Raw genomic sequence first — 15,535 nt, forward strand, 5'->3', positions numbered from 1 at the left:
ATTTATGACGCTAGCTACCACTAAAAATCGGAAACTCACTGCGCTTGACCTATTCAGCGGTTGCGGAGGTTTGAGCGTTGGCTTGCATCAAGCGGGCTTTCATGTGCTTGGAGCGGTGGAAATAGACCGTAAAGCTCAAGCAACGTACTCACTGAATCACCCAGAGGTAAGGCTGTTCTCCGAGGATATACGCAAGCTTGACGCCTCCGAGGTCATGTCAGCTACAGGTCTTCAAAAAGGGCAGCTCGATCTATTAGCTGGATGCCCGCCATGCCAAGGATTTTCTCGATTACGAACCAAAAATAAAGGAGCTTCTGTCTTCGACGCTCGCAATGATCTGGTGAGCGATTTCCTGCGCTTCGTTAAAGAAATGCTTCCAAAAAGCATCATGATGGAGAACGTCCCAGCGCTTGCTGCAGACTCTCGCTTTAACGATCTCTGCAATTCGATTGCAGAGCTTGGCTATTCCTACGTTGTTCAGGTTCTGGACGCCGCCGACTATAGCGTTCCACAGCGCCGCAAACGGCTGATTCTTCTCGCGTCACGAGTGCATCAGCCAGCTATTGCCGAGAAAAATTCGCAACGTGTGACGGTTCGGCAAGCCATATCCGGAATTGGTGCGAGGTCGAGTACTAAAGATCTGCTGCATACCATGCCAGAGCGCCGATCAGAAAAGGTGATGGATATCATCAAGAGGATTCCAAAAAATGGAGGAAGCCGCAAAGATCTGCCTATCGAGTTCCAATTAGAATGCCATAAAAAGGTTAATGGCTTTTTTGATGTGTACGGTCGTATGTCTTGGGACGAGGTCTCACCAACTATCACAAGTGGTTGCTTCAACCCATCTAAAGGTAGGTTTTTACATCCGTCTCTGAACCGCACAATCACTTTACGTGAGGCAGCAGTTCTCCAAGGGTTTCCGATTGACTATCGATTTGATATTTCGCATGGAAAAGAGTCAATCGCTTTAATGATAGGAAATGCGCTACCCCCACCTTTCATTGCCGCACATGCTTCTAGTTTACGAGATGGGATTATGAATTCTCATCAATTTTAGCTCTGACCATATAATACTACTTGGTTGGTTCTCTTATATGTTATGCGTCTGTCTTGCAGGTTTGCCTTTTTCTCATGAACCTTCAGGGCTCAGGAAGAACTCGAAAGGGAAGGAAAACGAGCAGTGTGAGGACTGACGGTGACCAGCAAAGTTTTTAAAGCCTCAGGCGCTCATCCCCAAAAGTATACAATCAAGGGTGATCAGCGCAAAGACATCAGTGTGAAATCCCCAGATCAACCATAACGCGTTGCTTGTGATGAATCACAAAAAGCGATAATGCGTAGGCAGGCTTTTTGCGAACCGATGAACCAGCTAGAGACCACCGTCACTACGATGACTGGTTATTGCACGTAACCGACGCATTCCAAATAAACTCTCCTTTGCACACTGCTCGTGAGTATGCGCTCCATAAACCCCACCTACCGCATGCCCTAGGATATGGAATCAGGTACCCGAGTTGGAGACATGCTCCGCTTGAGTTCTCGCCTCAAATAGCCGATCGGCTATTTGTCGGCCTCGTTCCATCCCTTCCGGCGTCAACCAGATGGATTTGCTCTTGTTTACCGGATCACGGATGAATCCATGCTCATGCAATCGGTTCGTGATCTCGAAATCGTACCCTTTCCAAGTATTGCCATTATCCGCACTGAAGGTTACCAACAGGGCAAGAACGGCTTCTTCAATCAAGGTTTCGTCGTATTTCATGATCGTTGCTCCACTCGTACTTTTTAACTTCCCGTAAGCCCTGTCAGTCATCAAGATGGATAGCGTATTTAACTACGCGATACCGGCGAACAGTTCCATGGCAGCAAGGCTTCGTAATCCTCAACCGACGAAGCCATCGGCAGACATTCAAGTGCGTGGCGCAGCCACGCATAGGGCTCTTGGCCGTTGGCTTTGGCAGTCTCGACCAAGCTGTACAGTTGAGCACTGGCCGTCGCGCCTTTGGGCGTGTCACTGAACAACCAGTTCTTCCTTCCGATCACGAAGGGCCTGATGGCTCGTTCGGCTGAGTTGTTGTCGATCGGCAAGTAGCCCTCCTCGACATACCGCTCAAGTTTGCTCCAGTTATTGGCCAGGTAGGTGATGGCTTTTCCCAGCGCGTTCTGAGCGGTGACCTGAGGCTGCGTCTTTTCGATCCAGCTTTTCAACTGAGCCAGCACCGGCAGGCTGTGTTCGTGCCGGCCAACTTTGCGTTCCGCATCGCCGCTGGTCTTGAAGTCGCGTTCGATACCGTAAAGCTTGTTGATCAGGTTCAGCGCGATATCGGCGCGCCCCGTCTTGCCTTTGGGCTGTACTTTTTGAGCATCGATGAATTTGCGCCGCGCATGTGCCCAGCAGCCTAAACGCTCTACTCCGACCTGAGCGCCTAGCGCGTTGTAACCGGCATAATCATCGGTCATGACATAGCCGCGATAGCCATCGAGCAGGCGTGTCGGCACCTCCTGCGCGCGGCTGGTGGAGTAGTCGAACAGGATCACCGGCTTATCTGGCGGGCCGCCGGTTTGCACCCACATCCAGGACTGACGACTTGGCTCGCGGTCAGGCTCTTTCAACACCTGCACGCGGGTTTCATCGCAGTGGATGACACGGCTTTCCAGTAACCGGTCGCGCATTAAATTCAGCAGTGGCTGCAAGTGTTCGCCGCACTGGATAACCCAGCGAGCCAATGTCTGGCGCGGGATATCGATGCCGTGGCGACCTAACACTTTTTCAAATCGATGAAGCGGCAAGCCATCCACGTATTTGGTGGTCAGCAGCATCGCCAGCACACTGGGGCTGGCCATGCTCTTCTCGATCAACTGAGCCGGTTTGTCGGCGGTGACCGGTGCGCTTTCACAGTCGCGGCAACCGTAGACCTTGCGAACATGTTTGATCACGTGGATCTGCATCGGCACGATTTCAAGCTGTTCGCTGACCTCTTCGCCGATGGCATGTTTGCGGCAACCACAGGCACAGGTCAGTTCGTGTTCGGGCAGTTCATGGATGACTTCGATGCGAGGGAGATCAGCGGGCAGCGGCTTGCGCTTGCCGCGCCGCTGGGTTGGCGCAACAACCTCTTCTTCAGCGGCTTCATCAATGGGCTCGACGACGCTTTCCGCCTCATTGAACAGGGCCAACTGCGGCGTTGTCGGATCAGCCGTTTGCTCGGACTTGCGTCCGAACAGGCGCTGACGCAGCAGCGCATTTTCTTCTTCGAGGAAACCGACTCTGGACTGCATCTTCGCAAGCAGCTGCTTGAGCAATTCAGGATCGTCGGGGAGGTTTTCGGGCACGGAAATCATGCCCGGATTATACCGAATCAGGCCACGTATCGAGGCGTCAAAACCTGATGAGGACGATTGCGCTAGAGGTCGAAACCGTCCAGTAACCAGTTGAGTTCCTGGACGGTCAGGATAATCGCCTCTTCCGTGGCATCGGGCGATGTTTTGAATCGCTCGGATTCGAGGCGCTTGAGCCAAAGGCAGAAGCCGTTGCGCTCCCAGTACAAAATCTTCACCCGATTACGGGATTTGTTGAGAAAGACGAAAAGCACCGGATCGAACACCGCCACTTTGATATCCAGTTCGACCAACGCGGCGAGGCCGTCGATGGATTTTCGGAAGTCCACGGGCTTGGGGTAGAGATAGACTTTTTCGACTTTGGCGTCGGGTCGCATCATGGCGGGCTGGCTCCAGAGAGAATCTGGAGCACAGCATCAGGGATCAGAGGGCGGCTTTGAATGTGGGGTTAATGGAGCGCTTACGCTCGTGATAGATATGCCGGCATTGACCCGCGAACCAAGTATGGGTAATCCTAGTGACACTCCGAAATTGGTTTAGATACTCACTCGATCCTCTGTGACATTTGATATTTATAAGTACGCTGGTTGCCACTGGGTTAGTTACCGTCCAAATACTATGAGCGCCGATGTTTTCGAGGTCAACGACTAAATGGAACTCTCCAAGTGCCCAGCTAGATGCTTAAACCCGACAACGCTCCAAGGTAGCTCAAAGAGAAAAACGACATAGCCCCGAGATCCATTGTCGAGCAATCCTGATAGTGGGCCACTTTTGAATAGCATGACGTCGACTGACCACTTTCGACAGATTGTGTTGAAAAGTCGGCTCTTCCAAACCGTCCACATGCTGACCGCTGAAAATGCGCTTTTTGCGGTGAAACCATGGCCGATTCTTTAAATACAATCGGCCGATAGCAGCACAAACAAACTACCACCAACAACACTCAAAAAACCCCGCCCTGAATCTTCAAGCGGGACTTTCTGCGGCTTATAAAATAGCCGGGTAGCCAAGAGCTGGATCCCTACCCCCTAGCCACCCCCATCAACTCCACCCCATCCTTCAACAACAGATAAGCCGCATTCACCACCCGCCGAAAGTCCTCATCACAGGTATTGCTGATGCTCATGCACGTCAGGCTTTCTAGCAGCTCCGTCCCGGCATGAATGCGGATGCTGGCGCATCCCAGCAGGTCGTTTTTATCTGCGTGGCTGTCGATAAACAATGAGGGTGAGCTGCTGAAATTGGTGCTCAGGGGAATGTAGCGGTCTGTACGTTCGGCCTGGGGAGCGCGGACGATAACGGGTTCAGACGGATTTTTGGTATGCATAAATTTGACTCTCTATTGTAGGTAAAAGCCGCCGCCATCGTGACCAAACGATGGGTGGCAACTGTGCGCAGGTTGGTCAACCGGACAATAGCAACCGGCACACCCGAAGGCGTCCCACACACAGCTGCCATAGATACATCTCGCGAGCCTCGCGGCTGCGATAAGTAGATTGGCGCTGTGCGCTATTGAAGGGTGACCAAACCCTGCCGCTGATTGTGCAGCGACGGCGCGACTATAGGTGGGTGTGTTTGGCTGTGCAAGTCGCGCTTTGCGGTAGCAAGGCTTGCCCGCGAAGAGGCCCGTACATCCGACATATCTTTTGAGCCTGTCCCGCAGCCTTCGCGGGCAAGCCTCACTCCTACAGATCGAAATAGCTCATGCCATTTTCGATTGCCCCTGCCGGAAGTCGTTAAGCCGGATGTCTACTGGGCCGCATCCGCTCCAAATTCTGCATACCACTCCAATGCATCCGCCCGCGTCTGGGTCATGTTCAGCTCGCAGCTGGCGCCATTGATCATGTCCATGGTCCCGCCGGTAAAGGTGGACTGCATCCCGCAATCGGCATCGCGGAATTTGACCCACAGCATCTGGGCGTCCTTGAGCTGCTTTTTCTGCTCTGCCGGTAGCGCAGCCATGGCGGCTTTGTAGGCCTTGTTCAGGCGGGCGTCCTGCTTGCGGGTTTCTGCGCGGGTGCAGTCGCTCATGGCGGCGTCGCCCATGGCCTTGGCAAGGCAGGCGTCGTACTCCGGGGAGCTTTTGGTTTCGGCGAGGGCGGCAGAGGAGGAACAGGCGACGAGCAAAGCAGCAGCGAGGAGGGAATGACGCATGACAACAGCTCCATTGTTGGCGGGGGATCAGGTGATGGCGTATTCGAGCCTAAGTCAGACCACGGGTTCAGGAAACCCCAACTTTTCTAGTTGTCCCCGATTTAGAAACAATGAATCCGATTTATAGGGAATTGTCTCGATAACCACAAGCCCGTAAATTTACTCCCAAGCCAGACGCAAACAGCTCAAACGAGCAAAGCGCCTAACTAAATTTACGACCTCTCTGTTATCGACATCTAAAGGAACATGCCATGTCTATCCGCGAACTGCTGAACCCAACCAACTCCGCTCTGATCCTGATCGACCACCAGCCGCAAATGGCTTTCGGCGTGCAGTCGATTGATCGTCAAACCCTGAAGAACAACGCCGTCGGCCTGGCCAAAACCGCGAAGATCTTCAACGTGCCGACCATCCTGACGTCGGTTGAAACCGAAAGCTTCAGCGGCTATATCTGGCCGGAACTGCTGGGCGTGTTCCCGGATCAACAGCCCATCGAACGCACCTCGATGAACTCCTGGGAAGACAAGAAACTGGTTGAAGCGGTCAAGGCGACCGGGCGCAAGAAACTGGTGATCGCCGCACTCTGGACCGAGGTCTGCCTGAACTTCCCTACCCTGGAAGCACTGGCTGAAGGCTACGAGGTGTACATCGTCACCGACGCCTCGGGCGGCACCACCAAAGAAGCTCACGACATGTCCGTACAGCGCATGATTCAGGCAGGCGCAGTACCGGTGACCTGGCAACAAGTGCTGCTCGAATACCAACGTGACTGGGCACACAAAGAGACTTACGACGCCGTGATGAACCTGGTGCGCGAACACAGCGGCGCTTACGGCATGGGTGTTGATTACGCTTACACCATGGTGCATGGCGCACCGCAGCGTAAGGTTTCCTGATTCGAAATAGCACCCCATATAAGCCAGCTCAAGTACGAGTTGGCTTATATCAATTTCGTGGGACCGGCTTCAGCCGGGAAGACTACGGGACAGACGATAGAAATGTATCGATCCCGCCTGTGCTTTCCCGGCTGAAGCCGGTCCCACATTAGTCCTGTGTTCGGTCTCATCAATGCGGCGCCGTCATCTCCTCCAACGCCCGACTCAAATTCCCGTCAATCTTCAGCAACAACCCCAGCAACTGCCCCCGCTCGTCTTCTGTCAGCCCCGCCAGCGCTTTCTCACACACTCTGTCCATCACTGCCCGACTTTTCGGTAGCCGTTCCGACGCTTGTTCGGTGAGGGATATCAGACGGCTGCGGCCATCCGCAGGGTCGGGCACGCGTTGGACCAGACCGTCGCGTTCCATGCGTTGCAGCAGTTGGGCCATGCTCGGTTGTTCGACCTGAGCGATCCGCGCCAGCTCAATCTGAGAGGCACTGCCAGCGTGTTTCAGGGTAACCAGCACCGGCAGTTGGCCCATGGCGAAGCCTAATTCGCGCAGGGGTGCGTCGACCAAACGGCCGAAAGTCCGGTTCAGTTGGCCGATCAGACGCATCGAGCGATTGGCATCAGGGACTTCGGGCGCGCTTGACATATATATAGGAGCCTATATTGTTTTACATAGGCACCTATCTTAATGGATCTCCTGTATGAACGCGAACCCGAAGATCGCCATTGTCGGCGCAGGCCCCGGTGGCCTGGCGTTGGCCCGTATCCTTTCTCTTAATGGCATTGCCAGTACTGTGTTTGAGCGTGATGCCCATGCGCTGGAGCGACCGCAAGGTGGCACGCTTGACCTGCATGAAGGCTCCGGCCAGCTGGCAATGGAGCGCGCAGGTTTGCTCGAGGCCTTCAATGCCGTCGCCCGTTATGAGGACCAGGGCTCGCGCCTCTACGACAAACACGGGCAAATGCTGTTCGATGATCAGGACACCAGCGGCAACCGCCCCGAGGTCGACCGCACGGCCTTGCGCGCCCTCCTACTGGATGCGCTGCCACCTTCCTGCGTGCGTTGGGGCGCGGCCCTACGCGAGGTGCAGGACAACGGTGACGGCCGCTGGAACCTGATATTTGATCATGGTCAGGAAGGCCCTTTCGACCTGGTGGTCGGTGCCGATGGTGCGTGGTCGCGGGTCAGGCCGTTGCTGTCGCCTTATAAGCCGCAGTACAGCGGTGTGTGTTTTCTTGAGTTCGGCATCGACGATATCGACCGCAGCCATCCGGTCCAATCAAAGTTGATCGGTCGCGGCAAGATCGGCGTAGAAGCCGACGGCAAGGCGCTGATCCTGCAACGCAACGGCAACGCCCATGTACGCGGCTATGCCATCTTTCGCGTCCCCCTGGGCTGGACGGAACAACGCTTCGACTTTTCTTCGCCTGACGCGGTGCGTAAGAAACTGGAACATGAATTTGCAGGATTTGCCGACGAGTTCCTTAGCCTGTTTCGCATCAGCAACGACGAATTCGCCGTACGCCCGATCTACGCCCTGCCCGTGGGCCATTGCTGGAGCAATCGTAAAGGCCTGACCCTGCTCGGCGATGCCGCCCACGTCATGTCGCCGTTCAGCGGTGAAGGCGTGAATAACGCCCTGCTCGACGCCGTCGAACTTGCCCGCTTGCTGGCTGGCGCCGGACACTGGGCGGATGCCGTGGCCGAGTATGAACGGCTGATGTTTGTCCGGGTGGTGGAGTCTGCCGAAGCGTCAGCCGAGGGTGCGGCGACGTTTCTGTCTCATGATGGTGAGGCCCTGACGTTGGCGATGTATCGCAGTCATCAAGCCGCCTGAGTAGAGGAAATCGCCTCTTTCCAGGTAGGACATAACAACGGTCAGACAAATACTACAAAGCCCGTCACTTATCCCCACAGCAGAACAGGACCTGCCTGATTTATCACCCCTTTCCATTGTTTGAGGATCCATCGCTCATCGCGACATTCTCCAACATGGAAATTGGGTGATCTGCACCATGCCGCACTACCAGATTCAGGAAGCCGATTTTCATATCCCCGATGCCTGGCAGGACCAGAGCATCAATATCTTCAAACTTCCGGCCAATGGGACCGCTCAAGAAGCCAGCTTCGTTATCAGCCGCGATTCCTCGAAAGGCGAAGCACCCTTTGCTGAGTACATCGACAAGCAACTGAACGGTGCGGAGCAACTGCCTCATTTCAAGCTGATCAAACGCTGGGACTTTGTTCATTACAACCATGTGGCCACGCTGCTCGATTACAACTGGCGAAGCGAAGGTCGCGCGATTGCACTTCGGCAAGTGTTTATCGACCTCACGCCCGCAGTACTGATCGTTACTCTCACTACTACGCCTGACGACCTTGATCACCATGAGCCTGCCTGGAAGGCGGTGATGCAGTCCTTCGTCCCTCAGCAACAGACCGTCTGAGTGAACCCGCAAGCGGCCGCACGCCTGGGTGATGAAATCGCCCATGGTTTCGGCCTGAGCGCGATGATTGTTGGCGCCGTAGCCGGAGCGCTGATCGGCGTGGCAGTCATTAGCGCAACCGTGGCGACTGGCGGCGTCGCACTGGCCGCCATGACCGGCACCGTTGCGGCGGGCGGCTTGTCGATGTTTCAGATCGTTAAAGGCCTCAGCACGCTCTTCAACTTGCCCGCGACTGGCGAATTGAGTGGAGGCAGCGCCAACGTCTACATCAACAACCGCAACGCCATGCGTGCGGGAGTTGATACCGCCTCGTCCTGTAGCGGCCTGCCCATAAACCACCCTATGTGGCCGTTCCAGGTGTTGATCGCCGAAGGGAGTGCCAGCGTTTACATCAATGGCAAACCCGCCGCACGCCTGAACAGCAAGATGAAATGCGGCGCACATGTCAGTAGCGGTAGCCCCAATACCTTTATTGGCGGGCCAACGGTTTCAGTGGCTTTTGTGCTGGATATAGAAAGCTGGGTGCATAACGGCCTTGGCGCGCTCGGGTTGGCAGCGGCAGGTGGCGCGCTGGTGCTGGCGGCAATGATGGGAGCTGCGACGCTTGCCGGTGCGGTGGGTATCGGCTTGGCGGGGATGGCAGGGATGGTCCTGCTGGGTGATCTGGGCGATCGGTTGGGGCCGGGTTATAGGGATTTGTTGCAGGGTGTGGCGGGGATGGCGTTGTTGGGGGTGGGGGCTAATCTAAGTAGGCCCAAGATCACCCAGCATGCACCTGAAGAGATACGGTTCTCGCAAAGAAGCGTTTCTTATAAGAAGGTCGATCGTCGTACAGAGAAAGAATATACATATGATGATTTGGTGCAGAGTATGCGCATGAATGGCTGGAAGGGTGAGCCAATAGACTTGGTTAAAATGCCTGATGGAAAATTGACCAGCATGGATAATACTAGAGTTACGGCCGCGAGAGAGGCTGGCATTTATGTTAAAGGCCGGGTTCGGAATTTCGACGAAGAACTTGCTCTGAGCGTTCAAGACAAGCGAAACTGGTCCGACCATAATACTTGGGGCGACGCTATTATGGCTCGAATAAACAAGCAGTCTGGTGTTTTTGCCGCTAACAATCCTTACGGGTCAGAAAAACCACCGCGCATTTCTGGAGGCAACACAAAATGAGGCCTTTTCTTTATGATTTTCCAATTTTACCCGAAGGCTTTCAATTTCAAGCCGACTATCTAAATGCTGCCTCAAACACATCATTGGATATCGCACCCTGGCGGCTACTCTCAAGAGACATGGCAACCTCGCTGTATTACTACGGCGCCATGCTTTTGAAATTTCCGAAAGCCGTGCTGATTCCTTTTGCAATCATTCATGATGAGTCCGGATATTACAACGATGGCTGGGTCGTACTCGCTTGCTTTGATGCGAAAGACTCATGTGTCAGGATTTTTGATTATGGCAGAGCGAAATCCAGCCCTTGGGACAATCACGCCTATCCCGGGTTTTCTGATTGGCTCAAAGCCGCCATGAAGGAATCTGCGTCCTATAAAGCTGACCTTATGGACGATGAAGATTAATCTGTGCGTATGAAAGAGACCGGTACATGATCCGTCAACCAAACACCATTTTCGGCCTGAAAGAATTTATACCCTTGCTGATGCATTCGCAGAGACTCGACCTTTAAAATTACGGGTTTGCCATAACGCTTACCGACCGCGTCAGCCGTCTGAATATCTTCTGAAAGATGCACATGGTGGCGAGACCCCGGAATCAAACCCACGCGAAGGATACTCTCAAGGAAACGAGAAGCAGTACCATGATAAAGTATGTCGGCGGGCACTTTTTCTGCATAAGCGATATTGACGTCTGTCGTCGAATGCCCCTGCGATGCGCGTATTTTCTGGCCATCGCAGGAAAGTGCAAAGCGCTTTTTATCACTAGAGGCTATGATGCAATTAATTATCTGATGATCAATCACATACCCTTTGCTTGCAGCACCCGCTATTAACGCTTCAATATCTGCCCAGCCATCCGTGTCGAGCTGCAATCCGATCGTATGTGGTTCATGACGTAAAATGTAACTCAAAAATTTACTTATTTCATTCAGCTGCTTATCGTTCATTTAGTCAACCGTTCAAAAATTCGTATGCTTAATTATAATTGCAAGACTTTTAGCGTCGCAAGCCCACTGTCCAGCACATGTAACGACACACAGAAACAGGTTAGCTAGAATGGCCTACTCATCACAAAAAATGGCAACCGAGCTCGAAAATTCGACTCTGGATGGATATTCCCCTGCAAAGGTGGCGAACGTTGCGTTCAACATCTATCAGGATCACTGCCTTGAAATATCAAAAGGCTTGGACCACCACTTGATGGTGTTAATCGCCATGGATGAGGGTCCTGAATTTGAAATGACTGAAGGTGAGTTTTTAGAAGTACTCGCTGAGATCAGACGATATGAGGAATGAATGCTGATGCCTGACTCACCACACACCCATACGGCGCTGCGCCAGCTTCTCTCGTGGGCCACCTCAATCAGAGACACACCACCAGGTGGCAGTAAGTATGTGCAAAGCTGGGCAGAGGTAAGCGCGATTTTGGTTGCGCTCAAAGTCAGGGCTGGCACTGTGAGTCTGGGCCTGATTGATGCCCCCGACCCCGGACCTGCCAGTATGCAGGTCGCCGCCTCGAACAAAAACTATCTGGTCACTCTGTTTGAGACGACCGAAGATGATTCTTGGGTCAGGTCATACACCAACACATGCGCAAAGGCTGAAATGGTCGATATCCTGGGTGATTTCTGGGACGCCCGGCACCTGACTCAAGATTTCAACCTTGTCTTGAAGATGTTCAAAGAGTTTTGCGAAACCGGTGATGTTTCGCGCCAATGGTTGAGTTGAATCGAGCTGGGCGGCGATTTTGTGGTGATATCGCAGCTTTGATTGGCCGCGCGCAAACGATCAATAGCCAATCTCCTACACGCCACCACGTACATTCGCCCTATTCACTCACCCTCGGCCTGCGTAATCTTGGATCCACAACTGGCGAACAAGGAGTTCACCAGCGGATTACGGATGATTCGACCATGGCCCGGATGGCCGTCGACAGGATGTTGGAATGGTCTTGTAGAAAAGAACCCGCTTCGGCGGGTTTTTTATTGCTCGAAATTAATGAGCATCCGTGGGAGCGAAGCTTGCCCGCGAAGGCCTCGACGCGGTGGGCCTGCCGTACCGGGGTCGGTCTCTTCGCGGGCAAGCCTCGCTCCGACAAGATCGCTTGGCGTGACCGGATCGGGTGGCTGAAGCACGTGCCACGGGTGATCGCACTGCCTGAAAAAGCCTCGTTGTAGCCCCGCTCTCTTTCTTTTGAAGGACATTTCCGAGAGAATCCGCACCCACTTGCGCCTGTCAATTCGGGAGCCTAGTCTGCGCCGGTCGCTGCTCATCAGCGATCAGGTTTAGTCGCCTGGCTTCACGAACTAAGGCGCATCTTGCCGCTGTATCAGCAACCGTTTTCGACGGTTGTACGTTATGGCGGCTGTGCGCAGGGCACCCTCGGGTGCGCCGGTTTCTTAGCTCGCCGGTCGACTAACCTGCAAGTCACAGCCGCCACCTTTGATCGTTTAGTCGCGATCGTGTGGCTGCTCATTTTTGAGAGCTAAGCCATGGTCAAAATCACACCCGATCCACCCCACTCCAATTCAACAGAATGCGAACCGACGATGGTCGAACGCGCCCTGGCTATTTACGTGGCCCAGGACATGGCCGACCTGCAAGACACCCTCGTCCACGCCATCGAGTTCCTGCGTTGCGCCATCGCCACGGCCTATGAAGTCGGCGATGCCCTGCAAGGCTCGCAACGCAAGTTGGCCTTTACCGTCATGCATATGGTGGAGATGGGCACGTTGATGGTGGAGCGTGCGCTTGAGTGCATCGAGCGCGCAGAAAAGCTTGCGGCGTTGGTCAACAACCCTCGCGCAAACGATCAATAGCTAGTTTCCTACAGCGCAGCAGGTGGATTCGCTCTATTTACTGTCATGTTTCCCACGTAATCTGCCCCTAACAACTGGCGAACAAGGAGTTCACCAGCGGATCAAGGACGGTCCCGACCATTGCCCGGAGGGCTACTGACAGGATGTTGGAATGGTCTTGTAGAAAAGAACCCGCTTCGGCGGGTTTTTTGTTGCCTGTGCACATAACCTCTCGTGACACATACAGGCCTGATGTGGGACCGGCTTTAGCCGGGAAAAGCCCTGACATCCAACGCATCTCTTCGGTCAGGACGCCTTCCCGGCTAAAGCCGGTCCCACAGGTCAGCTCACGGGCATCGCCATCCTGCGCCGCAATAGCTCTTTGCCCAACGCCTGCCCCTTGAGCTCGACATAGTGGTACGTCGCGCTGGAAATGCTCACCACTACCAACAGAATCAGCAGCACCATCAGGTTATTCAGCCAGACATGTCCGGTATCCAGATAGCGGATATCCCCAAGCATGGGCGCTACCTCGGCGCCAGTCTTTTTCTGCACCACCATAAAAGCCGAGATAACGAAGAACAGCACCGCCAGATGGGTCAGGTAGATCGAGTAGGACAAGCGCCCCAAGCGGGCGAAGAATTCGTGTTTGAGCACGCGCGACAGCGCCCCGCCATCGAAGGCAAAGAGCACGATGGTCACGCAGAACACCGCGCTGGCGGCCAATACCTTTTGCGGCAAGTCACTGGTCAACACCGCCCAGATAGCAATGGCGGCCAGAGCTTCCAGTACGCTGAGCAAGACAAAACCCGGCGCAACCCAGTGCCTGAGCCGGTTGAAAAAGGCGTAGGCCAGGGCTCCGGCGAAGAAGCAGCCCAAGCCTTTTTGCGCGTAGACCGTCAGCACATTGGCCTGGCTGTAGAGCAGCGTAAACCCGGCCAGGGCAATCACCGCCCACAGCAAGTACCTGCCGGAGGACGCCATGAGCATGGTCGCGGCGAAGACCATGTAGGTCCAGTACTCGATGCTGATGCTCCAGGCCGGGGTGTTGAACGACAGGTTTTCCGTAAGAGGGGTCCAGCTTTGCAGCAACAGAAGGTTGGGCAGGATCTGCGACGGCGCGTACATACCGGTAAAAGGCGTTTGATTGAAGCCAAAACCCTGTTTGTAGGCGGCAAACTTGAGGAATTCCAGGGCGATGAAAACCGCCAGCATGAAGGCATGCAGGGGCAACAGGCGGAAGGTGCGAGAGACGAGAAAATGGCTGAAGTCCAGATGCCGCTTGCTGCCGTAGGCATGAGCCATGACAAAGCCGCTGAGGACAAAGAAGAATTCGACGAATAGGTCGGCGTTGGCGAAGAAGGTCCAGTCGGTGATGCTGCCGACCAGATGGGTGTGGTACAGCACAACCGCAATCGCGCAGATGCCGCGCAGGCTGTCCAGCGCGTGATATCGCCTCACGTCTTGCATGCAAATCCCCCGATCAGATGCCATCGCTCGAAAGCGCCTAAAGCAACCCATCGGGTTCGGTCGCGTTGTTGCCAAAGGCCAGACGATAGCGCAGCGGCGGGTTTGTGCAAGGGGCGGTGGTCGGATGAATGATGCGGGACTGCCTTTTGTGGGACCGGCTTTAGCCGGGAAGGCGCAAGCAGAATCGATACATCTCTATCGCCTGCAAAGTAGTCTTCCCGGCTGAAGCCGGTCCCACAGTGATCCAGTGCTTTAAGCCTGAATCAGGCGTTAGGGCAAGGCACCGGTGCCCAGTCACCCACGTCCGGGTTTTTGCACATGCTGTTGACGGAGCTCTGACCGGCCGCAGCAACCTGGGCGCTTTCAGCCTGCTTGGCTTTGGCGTCTTTCAGGTTTTTCTCGGTGGCAACGGCTTCTTTCGGCACGTCAGGCAGTTTGGCCTTGGCCGGTGGCTTGACCTTGCCGCCAGTTTTTTTGGTGCTGGTAGTGACAACCGGGGAAGCGGTATCGGCCTCGACTACGGTGGCAACGTCAGTGCGTTGAACGCCAACGGTCTGCAGGTCTTTTTCGTAGGCCTGGGTGTAGCTGTTCAGGTCTTCGTTGGCGCGACCGTTCACGGCGACGATCAGGTCGTTGGACTCTTTCAGGCCGGAAACGATTTCAGCCAGACGCTTGCGGCCTTCGCTGTCGCTGATGGTCTTGGCTTTGCGGCCCGACAGCAGGTTGGCGAATTCACGCTGGTAGCAGGACTGCGACGCGCGAGCGTAAGAGGTGCTGCGGTCGATATCGGCAGCGCTCTTGTTGATGTCAGTGCCGTAGGAGGCGATGCGCTGGTTGTCATCGGTGATCTGCTTCTGCCGCTCGGTGTAGTAACCCGCCGCGCCGCCTGCCAGAGCGCCGCCTGCTGCGCCGATGGCAACGTTGCGTGCACGCTGCTCGGAGCTGCCGGTCAGGGCGCCCAGTGCCGCGCCGCCGAGCGCGCCGAGGGCGGCACCGGTAGCAACCGACTTAGTCATGTCGTTATCGGTGCTGCGCAGGTGTTGCACCGGCTCGTAGCAAGTCGGGTAGTACTCGACCTTGGTCGTCGCCGCGACCTTGGACACCGGCGAGCTGACGCAACCGGTCATCATCACCGTGCTGAACCCGACGGCTACCCACAACAACGTACGGCACTTGGAAGTTGAAACAAGGGCTTTACGGGACACTTGCATGTTTGCGATCTCTTCTTTGGTTTTAACTATCCCGGAACGGCCCGACGCCG

At 54.9% G+C, this 15,535-nt stretch carries 19 protein-coding genes; 10 read left to right on the forward strand and 9 right to left on the reverse strand.

All coding sequences use genetic code 11. The features are described from left to right. Positions 1-4 precede the first annotated feature (4 nt). The gene (locus tag AC1Z24_RS30405; RefSeq protein ID WP_483743920.1) at positions 5-1,057 is read left to right on the forward strand and encodes a DNA cytosine methyltransferase; all 1,053 of its coding nucleotides are present in this window, start codon (positions 5-7) and stop codon (positions 1,055-1,057) included. Between the two features lie 444 nt (positions 1,058-1,501). Here AC1Z24_RS30405 and AC1Z24_RS30410 read toward each other — a convergent pair whose 3' ends face one another. The 5 genes from AC1Z24_RS30410 to AC1Z24_RS30430 form a co-directional block, all read right to left on the reverse strand. Continuing rightward, positions 1,502-1,762, reverse strand: coding sequence for a DUF6429 family protein (locus AC1Z24_RS30410; protein WP_159908505.1), 261 nt, complete (start codon positions 1,760-1,762; stop codon positions 1,502-1,504). A gap of 68 nt (positions 1,763-1,830) precedes the next feature. Next, positions 1,831-3,342 carry an IS66 family transposase gene (tnpC, locus tag AC1Z24_RS30415; protein ID WP_483746644.1) on the reverse strand — a complete coding sequence of 504 codons (1,512 nt, stop codon included), beginning with the start codon at positions 3,340-3,342 and terminating at the stop codon, positions 1,831-1,833. 62 nt (positions 3,343-3,404) lie between these two features. Next, the gene (gene tnpB / locus AC1Z24_RS30420) at positions 3,405-3,719 is read right to left on the reverse strand and encodes an IS66 family insertion sequence element accessory protein TnpB (RefSeq protein WP_483741807.1); all 315 of its coding nucleotides are present in this window, start codon (positions 3,717-3,719) and stop codon (positions 3,405-3,407) included. Positions 3,720-4,360: 641 nt separating this feature from the next. Further along, on the reverse strand, positions 4,361-4,666 hold the full coding sequence (locus AC1Z24_RS30425) for a hypothetical protein (RefSeq protein ID WP_483743921.1): 306 nt from the start codon (positions 4,664-4,666) through the stop codon (positions 4,361-4,363). Between the two features lie 422 nt (positions 4,667-5,088). Then, entirely contained in the window at positions 5,089-5,493 is a 405-nt protein-coding gene (locus AC1Z24_RS30430) for a lysozyme inhibitor LprI family protein (RefSeq protein ID WP_483743922.1), read from the reverse strand. A gap of 251 nt (positions 5,494-5,744) precedes the next feature. Here AC1Z24_RS30430 and AC1Z24_RS30435 point away from each other — a divergent pair, with 251 nt between their 5' ends. Further along, entirely contained in the window at positions 5,745-6,389 is a 645-nt protein-coding gene (locus AC1Z24_RS30435; RefSeq protein WP_483743923.1) for a hydrolase, read from the forward strand. A 169-nt stretch (positions 6,390-6,558) separates the two neighbouring features. Here the strand turns inward: AC1Z24_RS30435 and AC1Z24_RS30440 are convergent, their stop codons facing one another. Further along, on the reverse strand, positions 6,559-7,026 hold the full coding sequence (locus AC1Z24_RS30440; protein ID WP_483743924.1) for a MarR family winged helix-turn-helix transcriptional regulator: 468 nt from the start codon (positions 7,024-7,026) through the stop codon (positions 6,559-6,561). A gap of 55 nt (positions 7,027-7,081) precedes the next feature. On the opposite strand from AC1Z24_RS30440, the gene AC1Z24_RS30445 reads away from it, so the two are divergent. The 4 genes from AC1Z24_RS30445 to AC1Z24_RS30460 all read left to right on the forward strand — a co-directional run bounded on the left by AC1Z24_RS30445 (position 7,082) and on the right by AC1Z24_RS30460 (position 10,408). Further along, complete coding sequence (locus tag AC1Z24_RS30445; RefSeq protein WP_483743925.1) at positions 7,082-8,218, forward strand: FAD-dependent oxidoreductase; 1,137 nt, start codon at positions 7,082-7,084, stop codon at positions 8,216-8,218. Positions 8,219-8,396: 178 nt separating this feature from the next. Then, positions 8,397-8,828 (forward strand): DcrB-related protein, encoded by a 432-nt coding sequence (locus tag AC1Z24_RS30450; RefSeq protein WP_483746750.1) that lies wholly within the window; start codon positions 8,397-8,399, stop codon positions 8,826-8,828. Further along, complete coding sequence (locus AC1Z24_RS30455) at positions 8,829-10,004, forward strand: PAAR domain-containing protein (RefSeq protein ID WP_483743926.1); 1,176 nt, start codon at positions 8,829-8,831, stop codon at positions 10,002-10,004. Further along, on the forward strand, positions 10,001-10,408 hold the full coding sequence (locus AC1Z24_RS30460; RefSeq protein ID WP_483743927.1) for a hypothetical protein: 408 nt from the start codon (positions 10,001-10,003) through the stop codon (positions 10,406-10,408). The genes AC1Z24_RS30455 and AC1Z24_RS30460 overlap by 4 nt, the downstream gene beginning before the upstream one ends. On the opposite strand, the gene AC1Z24_RS30465 is transcribed toward AC1Z24_RS30460, so the two are convergent. Continuing rightward, positions 10,405-10,953, reverse strand: coding sequence for an RNA 2'-phosphotransferase (locus tag AC1Z24_RS30465; protein ID WP_483743928.1), 549 nt, complete (start codon positions 10,951-10,953; stop codon positions 10,405-10,407). The genes AC1Z24_RS30460 and AC1Z24_RS30465 overlap by 4 nt on opposite strands. A 109-nt stretch (positions 10,954-11,062) precedes the next feature. On the opposite strand from AC1Z24_RS30465, the gene AC1Z24_RS30470 reads away from it, so the two are divergent. From AC1Z24_RS30470 to AC1Z24_RS30485, 4 genes are all read left to right on the forward strand, one after another. Then, positions 11,063-11,302, forward strand: a complete 240-nt coding sequence (locus AC1Z24_RS30470; RefSeq protein WP_483743929.1) for a hypothetical protein — start codon at positions 11,063-11,065, stop codon at positions 11,300-11,302. Continuing rightward, positions 11,303-11,734 carry a DUF6911 family protein gene (locus tag AC1Z24_RS30475; protein WP_483743930.1) on the forward strand — a complete coding sequence of 144 codons (432 nt, stop codon included), beginning with the start codon at positions 11,303-11,305 and terminating at the stop codon, positions 11,732-11,734. A 185-nt stretch (positions 11,735-11,919) separates the two neighbouring features. After that, positions 11,920-12,183 (forward strand): hypothetical protein, encoded by a 264-nt coding sequence (locus AC1Z24_RS30480; protein ID WP_483743931.1) that lies wholly within the window; start codon positions 11,920-11,922, stop codon positions 12,181-12,183. Positions 12,184-12,498: 315 nt separating this feature from the next. Continuing rightward, positions 12,499-12,825, forward strand: a complete 327-nt coding sequence (locus AC1Z24_RS30485) for a DUF6124 family protein (protein ID WP_483743932.1) — start codon at positions 12,499-12,501, stop codon at positions 12,823-12,825. A 321-nt stretch (positions 12,826-13,146) separates the two neighbouring features. Here AC1Z24_RS30485 and AC1Z24_RS30490 read toward each other — a convergent pair whose 3' ends face one another. Together AC1Z24_RS30490 and tagQ are read right to left on the reverse strand one after the other, a co-directional pair. After that, a complete protein-coding gene (locus AC1Z24_RS30490; protein ID WP_483743933.1) occupies positions 13,147-14,274 on the reverse strand; it encodes an acyltransferase family protein in 1,128 nt (375 codons plus the stop codon). A gap of 263 nt (positions 14,275-14,537) precedes the next feature. Continuing rightward, positions 14,538-15,485, reverse strand: a complete 948-nt coding sequence (gene tagQ / locus AC1Z24_RS30495) for a type VI secretion system-associated lipoprotein TagQ (protein WP_483743934.1) — start codon at positions 15,483-15,485, stop codon at positions 14,538-14,540. Between the last annotated feature and the right edge of the window lie 50 nt (positions 15,486-15,535).

This window comes from Pseudomonas sp. JL23, assembly GCF_056933585.1.